Source organism: uncultured Clostridium sp. (genome assembly GCF_947039605.1).
Classification (GTDB): domain Bacteria; phylum Bacillota; class Clostridia; order Clostridiales; family Clostridiaceae; genus Sarcina.
Genome location: NZ_CAMQZG010000049.1, coordinates 1 through 21,926, shown reverse-complemented (window position 1 = coordinate 21,926; position 21,926 = coordinate 1). Strand labels below are relative to the sequence as shown.

The following is a 21,926-nucleotide window of genomic DNA, read 5'->3' as shown; positions in this document are numbered from 1 at the left end:
TCTTGGCTAGGAAGCTCCCACTTCAAGCTTTAGCTAAGTGGTGAGTAGTTCACTAGCACTAATAAATTCAACATACATAGGAAATATAGTTTTATCAATTCTACCAATATTAGTAGCAGGGGTAATAGTTGGAGCTGGAATAAAAGGTATTAAACTTTTATTTAAAAAATAAAGTCCACTCAATACATAAAAAATAAAGAATTAAATAATAATATAGATATAAATTATTAGGATGGTGCAATATAAATAGAGAAAATATAAGATAATAGAGTAAGATGGTTTTAAAATAAGGGATTTTGAGATGTTTGGGAAAGAGTGCTTTATATTCGGAAAAGGAGTGGCTAATAAGCTTTAATGCGATTAGTTTTTAATATATTGGTATGTTAAAATATAATAGAGAAAATATAGCAGAAAAGGATCCAAACATAAACAGAAGGAGAAAATAATGGACACGTTAGATAAAAGGAAAAAATTAATTGATGAGGTCATATCATTGATAAGAGAATTTGAGGGAATATCAGTAGATATTAGAGAATCTAGAATAGAGGAACTAAGAATTGATGATGAATATACTCAAATTTCATATGAGTTAGAGGACGAAAAATTAATATTTCCATTAACAAAAATATCTCATATATATGAAATAGAATTTGAAGGGCTTGGTGAACTTGCACCTACATTCCCAGAACTTGTATTAGGAATAAAGCAAAATATAGAAGCGAATTTTGAACAAATGAATAAAGCTGATTTTATTCATTTTGTTGGAAATATATATTATGCAGATTTAAGATGCAGACAAATTTACAATAGATTAAAAGAAATAGAAAAAGAGGCACAAGCTATATAGTTAAAAAGGGCTATCAGTTAAATGGTAGCTCTTTTTTATATGTAGTTATTTTGTTACCTAAAATTATAAAAAAGCCAATATAATATGGTTAAATATTACTTGGCATTTTTATCTAAATCGCAGTGGGAGAGATAAATGAAGTTATTAGAAAAAAGAAAAATATTAGTAAAGCAAGCGGTGAGTCTTATAGAGGAATATAACAATTTAGTTTTATTATCTGGAATCAGTGAAAATAAAATTTATGAGATATTAGTTAGTGAAGATTATAGAAAACTTTTAATTGATATGGAATATGGAAGAACTGAATTTTATCTTGATAACATTTCAAAAGTATATAAAGATGAAATGGAGGGCTGGGGTAATTGTAATGCCTATTTTTATGAAGTAGTAAAGTTGAAAAAAGAAGAATTTTTAAGCATAGAAGGAATAGAAAGTAGTGGAGAAATAGAGGAAGAGTTTTTATCAACAGAATTAGATAAACTATATTACATAGAAAAGCGAGCGGAACAAATATATGGCGAGCTTAAAGTTTTAGAGCATATGGCAAATGAGTATATGTTTTGAAAAGTAGAAAGGTTTGTATACTTATGGAGGATAAATAATGAGAAATTTATCAAAAAGAAAAAAATTGGCAATAGAAGCAATAACTCTTATAAAAGAATTTGAGAGTGTTGTGAGTTATATAAGAAAAAGTAATATGAAAAAATTTGAAGTAAGTGATGATTATAGGGAGCTATCATATATTGAAGGCGAAATGGAAGTTGCTTATAGTCATTATTTAGATAATGTTTCAGAGATATATTCAGAGGAAGTTGATAGTACAGAAAAGCATGTTAAAACTTTGAGAGATAGAGTTTGTGATGTGAAAAAATTTGTGAATAATAAAGATGGGCTTAATGATGCGTATGTAGATAATCTTATGAAGACAATAGATGTGGCAACAGAGCGATGTGAGGAAATATATGATAGATTAAAGCAAATTGAATTAGAAGCAACATATATTATGAAATAATAAAAAAACAGTATCGAACTAAAAGTTCAATACTGTTTCTTTTATATCTAATTAAAAATTAGATTTTTTCCCATGAAGAATCACTTCCAGGAGTTGTGTTTGTCCACCATTTAGCTTTATATTTAGCACCATTGTGTGAAACTACAGCACCACCATTATAAGCTTTTCCAGGTGTATATTGCTCTGTACCATCAGGGTCTGTAGCAGATTTTGCTTCCCAAGCATCACTAGCATCTGGGTAAGCACCTTGTGTCCACCATTTAGCTGTGTATTCTTTACCTTTGTATACTACTGAATCACCAGTATTATAAACTTTATCTAACTCGAAATTATCACCAGGTGTTGGTGGAGTGATTTCTTCTTTAGTAACAGTTATAGTTCTTGATTCTGTAGTAGTAGAATTGCTACTATCTGTAACTTTGTAAGTTAAGTCATATTTACCAGCTTTGTTTGTATCAACTTTTCCAGTAACTTTAACTTTTGATGTTAGAGTACCATCTTCTTTGTCTGTAGCTGTAACTCCAGCCATAGCATCAAATTTATCTCCAACTTTAATTTCTTTATCTTCTACACCGCTTATTACAGGTTTTGTATTTTCTGTAGGTGGAGGAGTAATTTCTTTATCTTCAACTGTGATAACTCTTTTAAGAGTTGTTGTAGCCTTTTCACTATCTGAAACAGTATAAGTTAAGTTATATTTACCAGCTTTATTTGTGTCAACTTTACCTTCAACTTTAATTTTTGATGTTAAATCACCATCTTCTTTATCATTAGCTGTAACTCCAGCTAAAGCATCGAAGCTATCTCCAACAGTTAAAGTTTTATTTGAAGCACCTTTGATTACAGGTTTTTGGTTTTCAGCAGGTGGAGGTGTAATTTCACTATCTCCAACTGGGTTCATTCCGTTAAATGTAACATTTCTTACTCCAGAGAAGCAAAGACCTATCATACCTTCAAGAGTTACTGTAGCACCAGGGTCAAGACCATTCCAACCAGCTGATGTTATAGTAATTCTATTAAAATCTCCATTATCAACTTGAGTCATAGCTCCGCCCCATGATGATTTGAATTCTGCTGATTTAGGAAGATCAAATGATACATCCCAACCACCATCAATTTTTTCACCAGTATGGTTTGTGATATTTAATTTATATGAATAGTTAGGGTGATCATAGTTTCCTGTCATATCAACATCTACTTTGATATCACCATCAGTTTGAGGTGTTTCATCAGTAATACTAGCAGGTCCCATAGCTTTAAATCCATCACTTAATCTCTTAGTAAGAGTATTTCCATGAGTATATTTACCTTCATTTATATCTGTTGATCCAGGAACATAGTTAGGGTTTTCAGTAAAATCACCATTCATTACCCAAATTAAAGCTCCACCAAGGTTTTTATCTTCGATATATTTAATTCTCTCATCGATTGATTGCTCATCTTCGAATGATAAGAATACTTTTTCTTCATCTTGCCATACATGAGGAACTTTACCAGCATCATCCCAATGCTTTGTTAAGTTAGGATCTTGATCCATAAGGTTCATGATATGCCATAATGGGTTAGCACCAGCTGGTTCTAATTCACCATCACCATCTAAATCATCTCCCCATACATTGTACTTTCCAGAAGCAGGAGTTTTACTTTTTCCATGAAGACCAGTTCCATCTCCACCATTAACATTTTCCCATCCTCTTGAATAATATGGAATACCCATTAAAATTTGCTCAGGAGGAAGTACCCCTCTATAATATCTATAAGCCCAGTCCATGCTAAGTACAGGCATTAACATTTGAATTGTTTCTGTATCAGCTTCATCTGGATATATATTAGCTAAGTTTTCAACAAATTCATTCCATCCACCGTGGAAGTCATATGACATTACACTAAGGAAATCAAGGTCTTTAGCATATGAGTTATCTGAAACTCCACCAAGAACCCATGCTGAAGCAGTAACAGCAGCACTTAAAAGATAATCTTTATTATCTTCAACACCTGCTTGATCGATAGTTTCTCTTAATGTTCTCATCATTTTATTGTAGTTAGCATTGATTACTTTTCTTCTTGGTTCGCTTACATCAAAATCATCAGGATTTCCTGATTGACTTGTTGCAGATGGATATTCAAAATCTATATCAATTCCATCAAAATCGTATTTTCTTATAAAATCTACACATGAATCAGCAAATGTCTGTCTACCAGCATCTGTATCCATCATTGTATAGAAACCTCTAGAACCAGCCCATCCACCAACAGACATTAAAAGATCTACATCTGGGTTTTTAGCTTTCATTTGTTGCATGATATTAAAATGACCTTTGTAAGGTAGGCTAGGATCTATTCCTATAACTTCACCTTTATAAGTCATTTGCTCATCTGAAAGATCAGAGAAGTCATCTTGTGTAGCAGCAAAACCTTCATCGCTACCAAAAGATATTTTATTTGTTTTTTCATCTACCATAGCAAATGAATATTGGATATGAGTAAGCTCATCCCATTGTAAGTCTGTCATATTGAAATATCCTTGAGCTTCACTTTTATAAGCCCACTCTGGGAAGTATCCAATGATTTTTCTTTCTACTGATTGGTCAGCAGAAGTTTTAGGTGCCTCTGGAGCCTTAGGAGCGGCTTGAACAGGAGCTGATACTGGAAGTGCTGATAATGCCATTGCTGATAAAGCAACAGTAGTGATTGTTCTTTTCATTGTTTTATTTATCAAAATTGATTCCCCCTTAAAACATACTATAAATAGATTTTACAATAAATGTAAATGATTTAGTACAAAAATATTTAGACAAATTTTTCTGTAATAAGTACTAAGAAAATATAATAAGTGCAAAAAATAAGCACTTATGCTAAAAAAGTTATCGATTTGAATTTTAAAAACTTAAAAGAATTTTTAAAAAGATTTTTGTATAGATATATTTATAAAATTTAATTGGATTAAAGAAATTTATACTTTAATGTTAAAAAATATTATTTGTATATTTCATAGAGGGAATATTCTGGCTATATGACTTACGTGAGATATAATAGAAAAATTCAAATGTAAATGTTTAACTATTGAGCTAAGGGAGAATTTAATTGGGAAAAAAATTTAATTGAATAAAAAATTTGTCTAAAAAGCCCTTAATATATAGTGAAATTTGAATTATATAAAGTTTTTAATTTTTTGAATTAAATTAAAAAAAAATAAAAACGAATTTAAATTTTATGAAAAAAATTAAAGAAAGGTAAAAAATGATAAATAAATAAATTTATTTATAACTTAAAATGTTAAGCAGAAATTTATTATGGCTAAAAATTGACTGAAATATTTGAAATGAATTTGATTAAAAGATCAAAGTAGTTAAATATCTTTTAAAATAAAATTTTTATATTAGAGATTATGTTGTATAATGAGTTCGGAACTAATTTAAGATAAGGACAGGTTATACATATGAATAAAAACATGGAAATGATGAAGAAGATAATAGAAGAGAAAAAGAAAAAAGGTCTTCAAAGAAATAATCCTAAAGCTGAAAAGAACATAGGAACAGGAAATAATTCTAAAGGTGTTAAAACAGGAAATGGTGGAGGATTATTTGATTAATCCGATATATAGGAAAAAGCAAGCGAATCGCTTGCTTTTTTTATTTATATAAAAAATATCAACTATATAATCTGACGGAATTGAGTGGGTCATTTTTAAATAGTTGAATATAATTTAAACTATGTTAACTAGTCATTAAAATACCAGAAATACATAAAGCTACATAAACAAATTTATTAAATGAATCAGCATTTATTTTTTGAATTATTTTATTACTGATAAATATAGCTAGTATTACAAAAATCATAGTAAACCCTGAAAGTTCAATGATTTCAGGTGTGATTTCTTGTCTATAAACATTAATTAAAAGCATTACTGAATTAAGAGATGCCCAAAGCGCACAAAGTGTAGCTCTAAAGCTAAATTTATCTTTTATGTTTTTTGTTGCATAAACGACAACAAAAGGTCCACCACAAGTGAAAGCTCCATGAACTATCCCGCCTATAAATAAAGTTAAATTCTCAATGATAGTTTTTGTTTTTGAATTTTGAGTTTCAATATTTTGTGTAGAAGTATTTTTATTCTTACATCTAATAGTATAAATGCCTTTGATACCAATGACAACCATAAAGATACCTAAAGCAATTTTAAGTGGTCGTTCAGGCAATAATTTAAACAATACCATACCAATAGGAAGTCCTATCATCATAAATCCAGTGATTTTCATAAATTCTTTTTTTGCAATATGTTTAAAATCTCGTATAGCAATTACTATAGAAGCTAAAAGTACTATAATTGTTAGAACATGAACTGTAGTTTCTAATGGAACAACCATAGATGCAAGGGGAAGTGCCATTATAGTTCCACCAAAGCCTATAAGACCTTCAATAAAATAAGTAATCATAATTATAAGTGCAAATAAAAGTACTTGTTCTAAATCCATTTGAAATCCCTCTTTTTTCTTTTTAAATTTATTATGTAAAAAACTATTTAAAGCTAGTTGTAATGAATTTTTACAGGTTTTAAAATACCATAAGTAGAATACCACTTTATATTATGCAATTGAATAAACAAAATATTAATATTACCTAGAAAATTTAGATAAAATGTGAAAAAAATATTAATTCATAAATAAAGTATCAATAAGTTAATATTTTTTTGATTAAAATATTAAAGATGAGTGTTTGAAATCTGAAGAAAGAGAGAGTAATATAGAAAGAAAATATAAATTTGTTTAAAAATGTAAAATAAATTAACGTTTTTTTAATATTTATCAAAAACTATAAATTAATATTTATATACAGTTTATAATTAAGTGAAAGAAATATAAATATAATTTGATTATTTTAGGAGGGTGTACAAGGATGAATAAAAAAGTTTATTTTAATGGAAAGATTATTACAGTAGATAAAAACAATGGAATATATGAAGCGGTTTTTGTTGAAAATGGAATCATAAAAGCTATAGGAGATAATGAAGAAATTTTACAGTTAGCATATGATGAAAATGATACCGAAGAGATAAATTTAAAAGGTAAGACAATGTTACCAGGGTTTATAGACCCTCATGGACATATTGTTGCAATTGCACAGTCATCAATGATGCCAAACTTTGAAGATGTTACATCAAGAGAGGAAATGGTAGATAAGCTTAAAGTTTATTTAAGCGAAAATCCTAAAAAAGAAAATGAATGGTTACTTGGGCTTGGATATGATAATTCAAAATTTGCAGATGGAAAACATCCTACAAAATTTGATTTAGATAAAGTCTCAACAGAAATTCCTATATTTATAACACACGCTTCAGGACATATTGCAGCAGTAAATTCAAAAGTTTTAGAGATATTTGGATATGTAGGCAATGATTATATAGTCCCAGAGGGTGGAGTTGTTCAAACTGTTAAAGATACAAACGAGGCTAATGGTATTTTAGAAGAAACAGCCTTTTTAATAGAGTCTAAAAAATCTCTTATAGGTGCACCATCATTTGAAGATGTTCTTGTAGCACTTGAAAAAGCTCAAGATTTATATGCATCATATGGAATTACAACAGCACAAGATGCTAGTGTTGATAAAGGAATGAATCAACTTCTTGGTGCAGCAGCAAAATACGGAAAGTTAAAGTTAGATATAATTGGATATGCAGTGCAGCCAGTAACAGCAGAGCTTATGGAGAAAACTTCAACACTTGATGCTAAGTATTATAATCATTATAAATTACTTGGTGGAAAAATGTGGCTTGATGGATCACCTCAAGCAAAAACAGCATGGCTTACAAAACCATACTTTGTTGTACCAGAAGGACAAAAAGAAGATTATTGTGGATATGGAACACAACCTGATGAATATGTTGAAGCATACGTAACAGAATGCATTGATAATAATATACAGGTTAATGCACATTGTAATGGTGATGCAGCATCTGATCAATTTATAAGATGTTATAAAAAAGCTTTAGAAAATACAGGGAATCAAGCTAATTTAAGACCAGTTATGGTTCATTGTCAAACTGTTAGAGAAGATCAATTAGATTGTATGAAGAGAATAGGAATGATTCCAACATTTTTCCTAGATCATATTTTCTATTGGGGAGATTATCACTATGATTCAGTGCTTGGAGAAGAAAGAGCAAATAGAATCTCACCAGCAGGATCAGCTTTAAAAAGAGGGATGAACTTTACACTTCATCAAGATCCACCAGTTAAAATGCCTATAATAACACTTGCAATACACAATGCGGTGAATAGAATGACTCAGAGTGGTAGAGTTCTTGGAGAAGAGCAAAAAATAGGTGTTATTGATGCTATAAAAGCAGTTACTATAAATGGAGCTTATCAATACTTTGAAGAGAAAACAAAAGGAAGTATAGAAGTAGGAAAAGTTGCAGACTTTGTAATACTTGATAAATGTCCAATTATACTTGATAAAAAAGAGCTTAAAACAATAAAAGTTCTTGAAACTATTAAAGATGGAAATACAATTTATAAAGCATAGATAATATTAAGTAGATTTGCAGTAATGTAAATCTACTTTTTTATTTAATATAGAATGTAGAAAAATGTAGAATAATGTAAAGAAAGAATTAACAATGCATCTAAAATACTGTTTAAATAGTAAAAGGTGATACAATACTCTTTGATAAATATAGAGATAAGTTTAAAATATAAATTTTAAACAATCATAAATAGAAACTGATTGGAGGAAGACTTTTTGAATAAAAAGAATATTGTAAATAATACGATATTATTTGTAGTAATCATAGCATTTATAAATATTTTTAATATGATGTTTGGTGATATAAATAGCGTTGTTGGGGTTACAGTAATAACATCTGGATTGATATTACTACAAAGAGATTTAACAGGGGCACCAGTTGAAAATTTAATAAATCTTATAGCAATTAATTTATTTACAGGAATATTTGCTTATATAGCTAGTATAAATCTTTGGATAGGGATACCTATAAATTTTATAGCTTTATTTGTGGTGGGATATTTCTTTAGTTCAAACCTTAAAGAACCGGTAGTTATTGGATTTGGGCTTCAATATTTATTTATGTTATTTACACCAGTAAGCGGAAGAGAGTTTGGCTTAAGACTTATTAGTTTAGTATTTGGAGCATTCTTTATAATGGGACTGCAATTATTAGCTAATAAAAATAAACTTAAAAAAAGCTTTAAATCTATATTTGTAGGTGTTTTATCAGATTTAATAAGTAGTTTAGAATCTGAAGCAAAGGTTTATGATAGTGCTACGGAGAAAATAAATAAACTTAAAAAAATAGTTTATGAAGGGAGAAAAAAGAGCTTTTATTTATGTGATGAAGGAAAGAGAGTAACTAATATAATTTATTTACTTGAAAGACTTAACATAATTTTTGAAAATAAAGAAGATATTCAAGAGGGTGAATTTAATAAACATGTTAGCAAGTGTTTATTAAATTTAAAAATCGGAATTGAAAATAATGACTTTTCAGAAATTCATGTAGCATATTTTGAACGTGAAATTTCAAAAGAAAATGTGAGAGTAATAAAGTCATTAAAGGGACTTGTAGATGAATGTAGTGCTTTATCAAAAGTTGATTCAAAGGTAAGTTTACAAGTATATAATATACCAGAAAAATTTAAAACTATAAAGGTTATGAAGGATAATTTTTCTTTAGAATCATTAAAAGTTTCATATGCTTTAAGACTTGCTATTATAGGAACTATTAGTATATTTATAGTAGATTTCTTTAAAATACCACAAGGAAAATGGATGGTCTATACAGTCTTTTCTTTAACTCAACCTTACGCTGAAAGTTCAAAAATAAGGACAAGACAAAGAGTTGAAGGTACTATAATTGGAGCTTTTATAGTATTAGTTGCATTTACATTTATACAGGATGGTGCACTTAGAGGACTTGTTATTTTACTTGCTGGATATTTAAATCCATATGCTAAGGACTATAAAAAAGTAATGATTCTGGTGACAGTTTCAGCAGTTGCAGCAGCAGCCATTGAAGGAGGCGCAATAGAATTTATTATGCAAAGAGTTTTATTTGTCATAGCAGGTGCTTTGCTTGCAATGCTTGCGAGTAAATTTATAATACCTTATCATTTAAAAGATGGTAATGATGAACTAAAACTAGGATATTTAAAAGTTATAAAAACTATGAAAGAAGATATAATAGAGAATAAAGATGATAATATTGTTAAATCATTATATCTACTGCCTGCTTTTTTAGAAGATAAGTTTAAGTCTACTAATATAGATGAAAAAGAGCTTGAATTACTTGCAGAGTTTGCAGATAAAAAAAGACGAGCAATAAATGAAGTTTATAGTATATATTACTTTATGGATGGAAAAGAAAATAAAGAGTTAGAAATGCCTTTAGAATTAGTCATGGAATAATTTTAAAGGCTATTCTTTTTTCTAGTTATAAAAGATGAAAAATGAGGGAAACTATTAGTGAAATTTAAAAGATTCATTTTATGAATTGAAAGGATGATTTTATGAAAGCACTAATTAAGTTAGTCATAATATTTGTAGTAACATATGTAGGGATAAAGTATTTACATATGGGTACTTTTACAGGGATAACACCAATAATAATATTTGCAGTTGTACTTATGATAGTTAATTTAGTTATACGACCAGTAATTCAGCTTATTAGTTTGCCTATAACATGCTTGACCTTTGGATTATTTGCTCTTGTTGTAAATGTATTAATGATACTTTTAGCATCAGCTTTAGTTCCTGGGATAAGTATAAATGGATTTTTCCCAGCGGTGTTAATATCTATAGGAATCGCTGTATTAACTTCACTTGTGCATATAGGAGAGAATAACAATAATAATAATAATTAATTTTAGGTGGGAACAAATAGTTACTAAAATTATAATGTCACTTTGCACTCTAACACTTCCTGTAAGTCCAAATCTTAAGATAACTGATAAGGGCCTTATAGATGTTAAAGAGGGAAAAGTAGTAATCTTGATAATAGAATAAAGATAGAAGTCATAACGATTTGTTATGGCTTTTTTTGAATTTAAAAATGAAGAAATTGAAAATTTATAAAAAAGTTTTAGAGTTTTGATAGATTTGCATACATAGTTTTCGGAATAATAAGTGTAAGAGGTTAAACCAAAAGTTCCAAGCTTGGGGGAAAAGGGGTAAAAATGAAAATTTTAGAAGAGAATTTTATAAAAGAATTAAAAAAGAAAAATGAGAAAGCTTTAGAGTTTTTGATTGATAATTATGGTTGGGTTATTAAGACTGTATGTAAAAAGCATCTTAGTGAGTTTCCAAGTCTGGTAGATGATTGTATGAATGAGGTTTTGATGGATATTTGGAATAATAGTGATAGATTTGATGGTACAAGGGGAAACATAAAAAACTGGATAGCAGGAATATCAAAATTTAAGTCTATAGATTTTAAGAGAAAGTATTTTAAGGATTTAAGTCTTACTGATATAGATGATGTCATTATTAGTGCAACGGAAAGTTTAGAGTTATCATCACAAAAGATAGAGCTTAGTGATGAGACGGAAGAGTTTTTAACTTGTCTAAAAGAAAGTGATAGAGAGTTATTTATTAAGCTTTATGTTGATGAAAAAGAGATGGATGAAGTTACACAGGAAACAGGACTTAATAGAAATGTTATTTATAATAGACTTTCTAGAGGTAAAAGAAAAATTAAGAATTTATTTGCACATGCAAGAGTTTAATTAAGGGGTGAGTTTTATGAAGAAAGATATATTTGATATGGTAAATGATAGTGATATAAATTTAGATGGTTATAAAAAAGAGGAAATGAATGATATAGAAAAAATGAAGATGAAGAAATTTGTAAAGAAGATGACTAAGAAGAAAAAGAAGTCAAAGCTTGCTAAAGTTGCTGGTGTTTGTGCTATTGTAGGGGCAGGACTTTTAATCACACCTTATGGTCAAGATGTTATAGCTAGTATAAATTTACCTACTTATGAGATAGGATATTTCTTTGGTGGAAATAGAGATTTAGATGATTATAAAACAGTTATAGATCAAAGTATTACTGATAAGGGGGTTACTATAAAGCTTAATGAAGTTATTTTAGATGGGGATATGCTTTTGGTTTCTTCAACTACGCATATTGAAAATAAAGAAAAGCAGTTTAGAAATATATCAATGTATGGAGATGTTTATATAAATGGCAAAAGTGTTTCTGATAGTGGTGGAGGAACAGGGGCATTAATAGAGGAGAATACTTTTGCCGATGAAGGGGAGTATGGAATTGATTTATCTAAGGTGGATTTAACTAAACCTTTAGATATTAGAATAGCTTTACGTGAAGTTTGGGCAAGTACAGAACAAGAAGAAGGTGTGCTTAATCCTATTAGAGGAAGTTGGGATTTTGAGTTTACTGTGGACCCAAGTGAGATAATTGCGGATACAAAAGTTATAGAACCTAATATAGAGGTTAAAGATGGTGATGAAGCAATAATTATAGAAAAGTATACTAGTAATAAGGTTGGACAAAAAATATATGTTAAATATGGTGAAAATACATTAGAAGATTGTTCGTTAGATTTTGTAGGAACTGATAATCTTGGAAATAAAGTTGAGTTTGATGGAAGGTATAGAAAAGGTAATGAGGGGATGTTTGAGATAAATCAATTAGATGGAGGTCTTTCAGATGAGGCAACAGAGATAAGACTACAAGGAGTATATAAAGTATATCCAAAAGGTGGAGGAAAGATGCCAGATGAATACACAAACTTTGGAGAGCCATTTACTATAAAATTAAAGTAGAAATATTATTTTAATTTTAAAAGATAATTTAGAAAAATAACATTTTAAGGGCAGTACTAATATATTAAATATTGGTACTGCTTTTATAGTTTAAATAACTTTATAATGAATTCTTAAGTTTATATTACATCATTTGGAAAATTATCTAAAAAGTGGTACAATACTATATATTTAAAATATATAAAAGAAGGTGTTTTGGTTGAAATTAAACAAAGGTCAAATTATGTGGAATACTATCATCTTTATTTTTATATTAGGTTTTGTAAATTTAACAAGCTTTTTATTTGGTGATGCTAATCAGATAGTAGGAGTAGTAGTTATTACAAGTGCACTTGCATTTGTACAAAGAGATTTAACTGCAGCCCCAGTTGAAAACTTAATTAAACTTATAGTTCTTAATATCTTTACGGGGGTATTTGCTAGTCTTGCGCTGGTGAATCCATGGATAGGTATTCCAGTTAACTTTTTCTCATTATTTATTATAGGATATTTCTTTAGTTCAAAACTTAAAAGTCCACTTATTATTCCAATAGGTTTTCAGTATCTATTTATGATGTATAAACCTGTTGAGGGAAGAGATTTTATGCTTAGAATAGCAGCTCTTATTTTTGGTGCATTTGTTACTATGATTATCCAATTTGTGTTTAACAAAGGAAAAGTTAAAAAGTCATTTATATCAACTTTAAAAGGTGTTTTAGGAGATTTAAAAACTAATATAGAAGAAAAGACTGACAATAAAGATTTGGCTTTAGCAAAGATTAATAATGTGAAAAAGGTTATTTATGAGAGTAGAAAACATAAGTTTTTCCTAACAGATGGAGGAGCTAGATTTACTGATATAGTATGTTTACTTGAAAGAATAATTCTTACTTTTGATAGAGAAGTTTTAGAAAATGACGCGAGTAAAAAAGAGAGAGTTATTAGTCTAATAAATTCAGTTTTATTAGCAGTAGAAAAAAATAATTTTACGAAGTTAAAAGCTAATTCTTTAAATGAGGATAGCTCAGAAATAGAATATTGTATTAATAAATTAATAGTAGAAATTAAGGAACTTGAAAGTGTAGAAACTAAAAAGCAAGAGTTTGAGAGAAAGGATATTCCAGAAGCTTTCAAAGTTACTAGAATATTTAAAGATAATTTTAAAAAAGATACGCTTAAAGTTTCTTATGGATTTAAACTTGCTTTATTACTTACAGTTGCAGCTTTTATAGTTGATATTATGAATATTACAGAGGGAAGATGGATAGTTTATACTATGTTCTCATTACTTCAACCTTATTCAGAGCTAACTAAGGAGAGAGCTAGATATAGGATTGAGGGAACTATTATTGGTGCAATTTTAGTAGTTGGATTATTTGCAGTTATAAAAGAACCAGCCATCAGAGGACTTGTAGTTTTATGTGCAGGATATTGCAATCCATATGCTAAACATTATAGAAGTCTTATGATTATTGTAACGACTTCAGTTTTAGCAGATATAGGAGCATCAGGGAATGCGCCTTGGTTTGCACTGACTAGATTATCATTTGTAGTTTTAGCAGCAGTGGTGGTTGTTATAGCTAGTAAATATATATGTCCATATAAATTATCAGATGGTAATGTAGAAGTTAAAAATACTTGTAATTTAATTGTAGATAAAATGAATGATGAAATGAGTAGAAATACTAATGTAGATACATTAAGAACATTATATCTTCTGCCAGCATTTTTTGAGGATAGAGTTAATGTAGTTAATAACTGTCCAAATGAAATTGGTGAGCTTAAAAAGTTCTTTAATGAGAAGAGAGAAGTTTTAAATAATATTTATATAAAGCACTATTTTGAAAGTGAAGAGAAAATAAGCTGTTAATAGTTTTTTTAGGGGATAATATGGAGATAATAAAAAAGATGTTTATGTCTAGATGGCTGCTTACAATTATATGGTTTTTACTGAGTACTCAGCAGATTGAGCAATATGGATTTGTCACTCGTACCTATTGTTATATAGCACTTACAATTATTTTATTTGTAAGTGTTATAAGAGGAAGTTTTAATAAAACTAAAAAGTTGAATTAGAGAATTAAGTAAAAGCAGTATTCTACAAAGAATATTGCTTTATAAATAGATCTTTAACTAAAATTTGAGAGAATTCTCCCACCTCTACAGGTAGTGAGATGAATTGACGTAGCTTTAGCTAAACGCAAATAATTCCCATGTATTAATAATTCAAGCTTGGATATAATATAATTATAGGTTTCCAAAAGCAAGTCTTAAGCTTGCAGTACCGTAGGAAATACGGAAAGGGTTCTCCTAAAAAAACCCATAGCGTTGGAAACTGATAGTCTGTAAAATAATTACCTATATGGTTAGACAGGATTATACGAAGCCCCGACTTCAAGTCTTTAGGCTAAGTGGTGGGTATTTCACGTGATGGTATAGGTAGACATATATTTATAATGGCACAGCAAGTCAAATAAGGTTAAGAAGAGATGTAGTCAGGGATTACATCTCTTTATCTATAGTATTCTAAAATTTAAAAAGCATAGATTATATGGTATAGTGTAAGTAGGGGGTGTTTGTATGAAAAATATAAAAGGTGTAGTTTTCTTTGATGTTGATGGCACACTTATAGATTGTAGAAGAGGCTTAGAAGAGCCTAGCCAGAAAACAAAAGAAGCTATTGAAAAGTTAAAAGAAAATGGATATTTAACAATACTTGCAACAGGAAGACCTATGAGTTTTCTAGGAGAGTCATTATTAACACTTGGACTTGACGGGTATATTACATCTAATGGTACATATATAGAACTTGAGAGTGAGGCTATATTTGATGATGCTATTCAAAAGGATCTTATGAATACAATCATTGATGAGCTTGATGGAGAGAAAATTGACTATCTATTAGAAGGACAATCTAAGAGTTATATAAATAACTTTGAAACTCCAGGAAGTAGAAGAGTTTTAGATGGATTTGCACTGCCACTTAACAATATAACAGATAAATGGGATAGAGATGAAATATCAGTTAGTAAGATTGTTATAATTGATGATGGACAAGCTACATTTAAAGATTTTATGCTTAAATATGATAATGATTTTGTGTTTATGCAGCATCCAGGACAAGGTTCTTATGATATGTATAGAAGAGGATGCACAAAGGCATATGGAATACAACATCTTATAGAGAAGTTGGAAATTTCAGTGGAAAATACTTATGCTTTTGGTGATGGAGAAAATGACATAGAGATGTTTGAATTTGTTAAGCATGGAATAGCAATGGGACATAGTCACCCTGAGTTATTAAAAGTTGCTTATGATACAACAGAAGATGTTGAAAATGATGGAATATACAAAGCTTTAGTAAAAATGGAAATGATATAAATAAAGTGAGTTATCAATTTAATTGGTGGCTCATTTTTTTATTGAACATAAGAATCACAAAACAAGTATTCTTGCTATATATTATAGTATAGCGAGGTGCATATGTTAGGCGATAATAGTAGTAAGAAGAAATTAAAAAAAGGTATTCTTTTAGTAGGGCTAACAGTAGTATTTACTGGTGTATACTATTTAGTATTTCATGATGTTAAAAATATGTATGATAATATGATTAAAACAATTATTAATACACCATTTAATATGCTTGTAACGGGTTTTTTATTTAACTATATCTTAAATAGCAAAGATGATAAAAAAGAAAGAAAGCAAGTTAATATGCTTGTTGATATTTTTTATAATGAAATAGGGAATAAAACTTTAGAAATTATAATAAAATCTGATGGATGTATGGATGAGGTTAGACATAAAGCTTTAATTAAAGATGATTGGGAAGAACCTGACTATCAAAGATTATTTGATGAATTTAATAATTTTAAATATTGTGTAGATATAGATAAAATAGATTTAGATTTGTTAAAGAAAACTTTAGATGATGGTACACCAATGCTTATGGATTTACTAACGAGTACAAGTCTTCAAAAGCGTGAAGAGTTTAATAAAATAGTAATGTCAGTTTTTCATTTAAAAAGTGAACTAGATGATAGATATATAGATGGTAGTATGGAAGATTATGAAAAAGAACACATCAAGCAAGATATTGATATAGTCTATAGATTACTTGCAAGAAGATGGGTTAATTATATGTATCATTTAAAAGAATTTTATCCTCAATTATTTGTTAAAGCACTTATAAACTCTCCATTTGATAATAGAGATTATAAGGTGAAAGATAGAGAAATATTAACTAAAAAAATGAATAAATAAGGACAAGCTTTTGCTTGTCCTTATTTATATTAAGATTTAAATACAGGTACATCATACGTAAAATTATCTGATGATTTGTATATATTCATATGTTCTTTCATTAAATCAGCAAGAAGTTGAGCATATTCAACATTAGTTGAATATTGATGCCAGATACTTGAGATTTGTGGTGAAAATCTTAATTTATAAACTGTGTTTTGGCTATAATAACTATTATTAACATAGTTACTAGAAACAAATTCAGCAGCACCATCAATAGCAGAAGCTACAGATGTCCAACCATGAGTATAAGCATAAGTAGTTCCAAGAACTAATGCTTTGTCAGGGAATGTAGAACTATTATCTTCAGCACCTATTCCAAATAAGTTATAAACTGTTACAGGATGAGGTAATTGTTGCATTTGATAACCTACAAGCTGACCTTGTGAATTATACTCAGGTTTACTTTGTATAGCTATCTTAGAGATTGTAACACCTCTAGCAAGTTTACTTCTTCCATAGCCTGTTTCAAGTATACTCTGATTTACAAAGTAAAGAGGGTCTATACTATGATTTTTACAAGCATTTACAAAAGCTTGCCCTTGTCCAGATAAAACACCTTTTCCCTCAAGTAATTCATTAAGTTTTGAAACATCTACTGCTCTAAATTTATCAATTCTTAAAAACTCAAACATATTATCAATATGTTGTGGGTTAATTGCATTCATAAATTGTTGTTTAGAGAATAATGGCCAGTTGTTATATTCCATATTTACATAATCATTTAACGTAATTGGATAACTCGTTTTTATTTGAGTTGTGTGGTCTATAGGATTAACAGGGGTATCTTCACTAGACTCATGCTTTTTATCTCCAGAATCTTCAGAACTACCGGTTGTAGTAATAAGTTTTTTTGATATAAATCCAAATTTATTACCAAGTTTTATTTGATAGAAATTATCTTTTTCACCGGTTATAACAACAGGTGAGTTTATAGTTTCTTGACCAATAATAGTAGCGGAAGTAGATGCATTAGCTCTTATATTTGCAACGTATGAACTTATAGTACCAGTAGCATTTAAGTTAGAAATACCACTAGCATCACTAGTTTTTGCATTATCAAATGGGCTTGTAAGTTTAATATAGTTAGCACTTACATAGGCATCTTGGCCATTATAATCAATTTTAAACCAACCGTTTGAGGCAGAGATGATAGAAACACTTTGTCCGCCATTTAAAGTTCCAAGAACTTTAGAACTTGTACCAGGTTTATTTCTAACATTAAGTGATGTTAGGTTTATAACTACACCATGTTCAAAATTTTCAGTTGGTTTGATAGGATGTTTACCATGGTCTGTATTATGCCCTGTGTCAGTAGATAAAGTGCCTGAAACAATTTCTAAATAGTAATCATAAACATAACCTATTTTGCCATTTATTTTAATTTCATACCAATCTCCAACTTTTTTCATGACTTCAACTTTATTACCACGATAAATATCTTCTAAGATAGAGAAGTTAGTACCAGCACCTACTCTTACATGAAGATAAGGAGAATTTACAACTTGTCCAATTACTATATTAGAAGTTGAACTACCCTGATCAGGAGTTACTGTATCATTGTAATTAACATTTAAATAATATCCAAACACATAACCAACTTGGTCATTAACTTCAATTTTATACCAGTTACCATCTTTTGAAAGAACAGTAATTTTATCATTGTTATAAATAGTTTCTAATATATTAGAGTTAGTAGTAGCTCTATCTCTAAGATGTAAGAAAGTAGTATTAATTAGGTTTCCACTACCAATTCCATTAGCAGTTGGAGTGCTAGGAATTGGGGTAGGCTTTGGAGTTATATGAGAATCTGGAGTTACACTTAAGTAATACCCATAAACATAGCCAACTTGATTATCAACTTTAACTTCATACCAAGAACCAACTTTTTTTATTACTGTAATTTGACTGTTCTCAGATAAAGTTGAGATAATATCAGAATCAAGTGTAGCAGCACTTCTAAAGTGGAGGAATGTAGTATTAATTAAATGTCCAGTTCCTATACTATTTGTAGATGGTGAAATATCAGGATTTTTAGGAGTCACATCAGGTGCTTTATTAGAGCTTGCTTGAATGTAATATCCATAAACATAACCAATTTGGCCATTAACCTGAACTTTATACCAAGAACCTTCTTTTCCAAGAACTACGATTTTATCATTAGAGTAAAGCGTTTCTAGTATATTTGAATTAGTAGTAGCACTATCTCTAAGATGAAGGAATGTTGTATTAACAAGTGATCCGGTTTCTTGACTACTAGTTGGTGCATCGTTAGAGCTATTGTTATCTAATTTCTTTACATAGTAAGAGAAAACATAACCGATAGTACCATTTATATTAACTTTATACCAATCTCCATATGTACCAAGTATTATCATTTTTTGGTTACCACTAAGAGTTCTAATTATAGAATCATTAGTAGTAGGTCCACTTCTAAAATGAAGAAAAGAAGTATTAGTCACTTCGCCCAAAGTTTGATTTTGTGAAGTAAGTAAAATTACTTCCCTATTGTTAGGGTTTTTCACATTATGAATCTTATGCGTGGGAGTGCTATGATGAGCTGCTACAATAGCCCCAGCTATAGCTAAAGTGGTGATTATTTCCTTTTGTTTCATAGCTTTAAAGCCTCCTTTTAAATAAAATATATTAGCTAAAATAAAATGGCTAATGAATAAATTTTCGTAAGTTAAATTATAATAGGTATTTGATTTATTTTCACAAACAAATATTTACTAAATGTTATTTATAATATCAAAAATAGATATAATTAGTTATTTAAAGACTTATAAAATTATGATAATAATAATAATAATAGGAAATTGATAAGAAATTGTAAATTAATTAGTGGTAAGGTTTTATATTTTTAATACTAATAGTAGATGGCTAGGAAAAGAATGGGAATAGTTAAATATATAGTTTGACAATCAAATGAATATAAATTATTATATATGAATATGTCATGAATTATATGTGTATATAATTTGAATTGGAAAGAGAAAACAAAGGGAAAAGGGAGATAACATGAATAAATCAAAAAATATTTATAGAGGTGTAGTAGGGCTAATTATTTTAGCAGCACTTTTAATTGCATTATATGATCAATTAACAGCAACACTAATACCAACTGTAGGTGGAAGAGTACTTGGGTATGTATCATACTTTACAGAATTAAGTAATATATTAGTTATGCTTTGGTATCTTAATAAAGCATTTTTTAAGAAGAAAATTAAGTTTTTAGATAAAGATTCTGTAAGGGGAGCAATTACCTTATACATATGGGTTGCAGGACTTGTATTCTTTTTAGTATTAAATGAAGCATGGCATGCACATGGTATAGTTAAATTTGAAGAATACATATTGCATGGATTCTCACCAATAGCATTTCTTGTAGATTATTTTGTATTTGAAAGGAAAGGGATATATAAATTCAAACAAATTCTTATGTGGATTATATTCCCAATAATATATTTATTCTATGCAATAGGGATAGGACACATAATACATGTTTATCCTTATCCATTCTTGAATATGAATGTTTTAACAGTAAGAGAATTAATACAAAATTTAATAGATCTTTTAATACCAGCATTTTTAGGATTAAGTTTCTTATTAGTTATAATGGACAAGATAGCATTATTGTTTAGTAAGGCTTTTTCAAAAGGTAGGAATAATGATTCATTAAATACATGTAAATAACATAAAAAAGCAGTTTGCAAATTTGCAAACTGCTTTTTTATTTGAAAATAGATTTACTTTTATCTTTAATATAGTTAATACCGTTAGATAGGTTGTAGTAAGCTATATATCCAAGACAAAAAGGAAGTGAAGCAGCAAAAACTAATATACCACTAAGTCCAATTGCAAAGGCTATGTGTGTACCAGAAAGAACTCCAACAACTACAGCGATTATGCTAGGTATTAGACCAATAAAAGTAGCTATTTGAACTCCTATAGCTATTTTAAGCTTTATTTTTTTCTTTTTTTTGATAATACCCTTTTCAAGTTTTTCTTCTCTTACAATTTCTTTGTCTTCCATAGTTATAAATTGATGTCTATAATCTTCTATAATAAGCTTTGCCTCATCAGTTTCAAATTGTTTAAGACTCATAAGTTCTAGGAAAAACTTCAGCCCATCTTTTGATAATAAATCAAATTTATATGCTTCAGTTTCTATATAATATATTTCATCTTTTATAGTTTGAACATACTCAAGAGAAGAGTATGTACTACCTTTATAACATTTTAATTCTTTTTCAATTTTTTCAATTTTAATATCTATCTTTTTTATATAATTTTTAATTTCTAAGTTAGAGTAAGAATACTTTTTTATATCAGTAACTTTTTTCTTTATATTTATAATTGCATAGATTTCTCTAGTTTCATCAAGTATTTCATCTATTTTAATAAATTCATTAAGAATATTTTTCTCATGAATAGCTGCTTCAACTTCAGAAATAGAATTATATGTGAAGTTATGAAAAGTTCTACAAGCAATATCTACATCATAAAGAAGAGGTGCTATATTTTTTATTGTAAATGTCATGTTATTTATTTTATTTAAGATATTTTTTCGAGTAGTAATATCTTCATTTGAACTTTCGGCAAGTTTTTTTAAATTTGAAATTTCTTTATATTCAACCTCAGCTTTATTTTTTTCGATAAGAGTAGCATATGTAAAACCATAGAATGTTCTAGCTTCGGTTTCTAGTGAATTATATGAGCTAATTATTTCCGTTTTAAGCTTTTGAAGTTCTTCATTTTTAAAGTTAGTTAAGATCAAAGTATCGATATCTAGTTGGATTTTTTTTGAAATACCATTAGAGTCTAGTTCAGCTTTTAAGTTTCTAAGAGTATTTAAAGATTTTATATCTTCTGTTAAATCCATAGTTATTTCATTTGGGTTTGAGATGTTATCCATAAAAAATAACCTGCTACTCAAAATATGGACAAATATATCCATATCGAGATTTTTACTGTTTCTTC

At 28.7% G+C, this 21,926-nt stretch carries 19 protein-coding genes; 15 read left to right on the top strand and 4 right to left on the bottom strand.

What is annotated here, in order from left to right; genetic code table 11:
- Positions 1-40: 40 nt before the first annotated feature.
- The 4 genes from Q0V24_RS14330 to Q0V24_RS14315 all read left to right on the top strand — a co-directional run bounded on the left by Q0V24_RS14330 (position 41) and on the right by Q0V24_RS14315 (position 1,859).
- Positions 41-172, top strand: coding sequence for a hypothetical protein (locus Q0V24_RS14330; RefSeq protein WP_297522473.1), 132 nt, complete (start codon positions 41-43; stop codon positions 170-172).
- A gap of 273 nt (positions 173-445) precedes the next feature.
- Positions 446-847: a hypothetical protein gene (locus Q0V24_RS14325; RefSeq protein ID WP_297522472.1), complete on the top strand. Its 402-nt coding sequence runs from the start codon at positions 446-448 to the stop codon at positions 845-847.
- Positions 848-982: 135 nt separating this feature from the next.
- A complete protein-coding gene (locus Q0V24_RS14320) occupies positions 983-1,411 on the top strand; it encodes a hypothetical protein (RefSeq protein ID WP_297522471.1) in 429 nt (142 codons plus the stop codon).
- A gap of 37 nt (positions 1,412-1,448) precedes the next feature.
- Positions 1,449-1,859 carry a hypothetical protein gene (locus Q0V24_RS14315; RefSeq protein WP_297522470.1) on the top strand — a complete coding sequence of 137 codons (411 nt, stop codon included), beginning with the start codon at positions 1,449-1,451 and terminating at the stop codon, positions 1,857-1,859.
- 58 nt (positions 1,860-1,917) lie between these two features.
- Here Q0V24_RS14315 and Q0V24_RS14310 read toward each other — a convergent pair whose 3' ends face one another.
- Positions 1,918-4,578, bottom strand: coding sequence for a glycosyl hydrolase family 18 protein (locus Q0V24_RS14310; RefSeq protein ID WP_297522469.1), 2,661 nt, complete (start codon positions 4,576-4,578; stop codon positions 1,918-1,920).
- A 720-nt stretch (positions 4,579-5,298) separates the two neighbouring features.
- On the opposite strand from Q0V24_RS14310, the gene Q0V24_RS14305 reads away from it, so the two are divergent.
- Entirely contained in the window at positions 5,299-5,451 is a 153-nt protein-coding gene (locus Q0V24_RS14305) for a hypothetical protein (RefSeq protein ID WP_297522468.1), read from the top strand.
- Between the two features lie 124 nt (positions 5,452-5,575).
- Here the strand turns inward: Q0V24_RS14305 and Q0V24_RS14300 are convergent, their stop codons facing one another.
- Positions 5,576-6,334, bottom strand: coding sequence for a sulfite exporter TauE/SafE family protein (locus tag Q0V24_RS14300; RefSeq protein WP_297522467.1), 759 nt, complete (start codon positions 6,332-6,334; stop codon positions 5,576-5,578).
- Between the two features lie 421 nt (positions 6,335-6,755).
- Here Q0V24_RS14300 and Q0V24_RS14295 point away from each other — a divergent pair, with 421 nt between their 5' ends.
- The 9 genes from Q0V24_RS14295 to Q0V24_RS14255 all read left to right on the top strand — a co-directional run bounded on the left by Q0V24_RS14295 (position 6,756) and on the right by Q0V24_RS14255 (position 16,904).
- The gene (locus tag Q0V24_RS14295; RefSeq protein ID WP_297522466.1) at positions 6,756-8,384 is read left to right on the top strand and encodes an amidohydrolase; all 1,629 of its coding nucleotides are present in this window, start codon (positions 6,756-6,758) and stop codon (positions 8,382-8,384) included.
- 216 nt (positions 8,385-8,600) lie between these two features.
- Positions 8,601-10,283: an FUSC family protein gene (locus Q0V24_RS14290; protein WP_297522465.1), complete on the top strand. Its 1,683-nt coding sequence runs from the start codon at positions 8,601-8,603 to the stop codon at positions 10,281-10,283.
- 101 nt (positions 10,284-10,384) lie between these two features.
- Positions 10,385-10,738, top strand: coding sequence for a phage holin family protein (locus Q0V24_RS14285; RefSeq protein ID WP_297522464.1), 354 nt, complete (start codon positions 10,385-10,387; stop codon positions 10,736-10,738).
- A 34-nt stretch (positions 10,739-10,772) separates the two neighbouring features.
- Positions 10,773-10,880, top strand: coding sequence for an adenine deaminase C-terminal domain-containing protein (locus tag Q0V24_RS14280; protein WP_366938315.1), 108 nt, complete (start codon positions 10,773-10,775; stop codon positions 10,878-10,880).
- A gap of 170 nt (positions 10,881-11,050) precedes the next feature.
- The gene (locus Q0V24_RS14275; protein ID WP_297522463.1) at positions 11,051-11,599 is read left to right on the top strand and encodes a sigma-70 family RNA polymerase sigma factor; all 549 of its coding nucleotides are present in this window, start codon (positions 11,051-11,053) and stop codon (positions 11,597-11,599) included.
- Positions 11,600-11,615: 16 nt separating this feature from the next.
- The gene (locus Q0V24_RS14270; RefSeq protein WP_297522462.1) at positions 11,616-12,662 is read left to right on the top strand and encodes a DUF4179 domain-containing protein; all 1,047 of its coding nucleotides are present in this window, start codon (positions 11,616-11,618) and stop codon (positions 12,660-12,662) included.
- A 199-nt stretch (positions 12,663-12,861) separates the two neighbouring features.
- A complete protein-coding gene (locus Q0V24_RS14265; protein WP_297522461.1) occupies positions 12,862-14,511 on the top strand; it encodes an FUSC family protein in 1,650 nt (549 codons plus the stop codon).
- Positions 14,512-15,221: 710 nt separating this feature from the next.
- Entirely contained in the window at positions 15,222-16,022 is an 801-nt protein-coding gene (locus Q0V24_RS14260; protein ID WP_297522460.1) for an HAD family hydrolase, read from the top strand.
- 102 nt (positions 16,023-16,124) lie between these two features.
- On the top strand, positions 16,125-16,904 hold the full coding sequence (locus Q0V24_RS14255) for a hypothetical protein (RefSeq protein WP_297522459.1): 780 nt from the start codon (positions 16,125-16,127) through the stop codon (positions 16,902-16,904).
- Between the two features lie 29 nt (positions 16,905-16,933).
- Here Q0V24_RS14255 and Q0V24_RS14250 read toward each other — a convergent pair whose 3' ends face one another.
- Positions 16,934-19,558 carry an SH3 domain-containing protein gene (locus Q0V24_RS14250; RefSeq protein WP_297522458.1) on the bottom strand — a complete coding sequence of 875 codons (2,625 nt, stop codon included), beginning with the start codon at positions 19,556-19,558 and terminating at the stop codon, positions 16,934-16,936.
- Between the two features lie 406 nt (positions 19,559-19,964).
- Between Q0V24_RS14250 and Q0V24_RS14245 the strand changes: the two genes are divergently transcribed.
- Entirely contained in the window at positions 19,965-20,639 is a 675-nt protein-coding gene (locus Q0V24_RS14245; protein WP_297522457.1) for a Pr6Pr family membrane protein, read from the top strand.
- A gap of 37 nt (positions 20,640-20,676) precedes the next feature.
- On the opposite strand, the gene Q0V24_RS14240 is transcribed toward Q0V24_RS14245, so the two are convergent.
- Complete coding sequence (locus Q0V24_RS14240; protein WP_297522456.1) at positions 20,677-21,861, bottom strand: hypothetical protein; 1,185 nt, start codon at positions 21,859-21,861, stop codon at positions 20,677-20,679.
- Positions 21,862-21,926 lie beyond the last annotated feature (65 nt).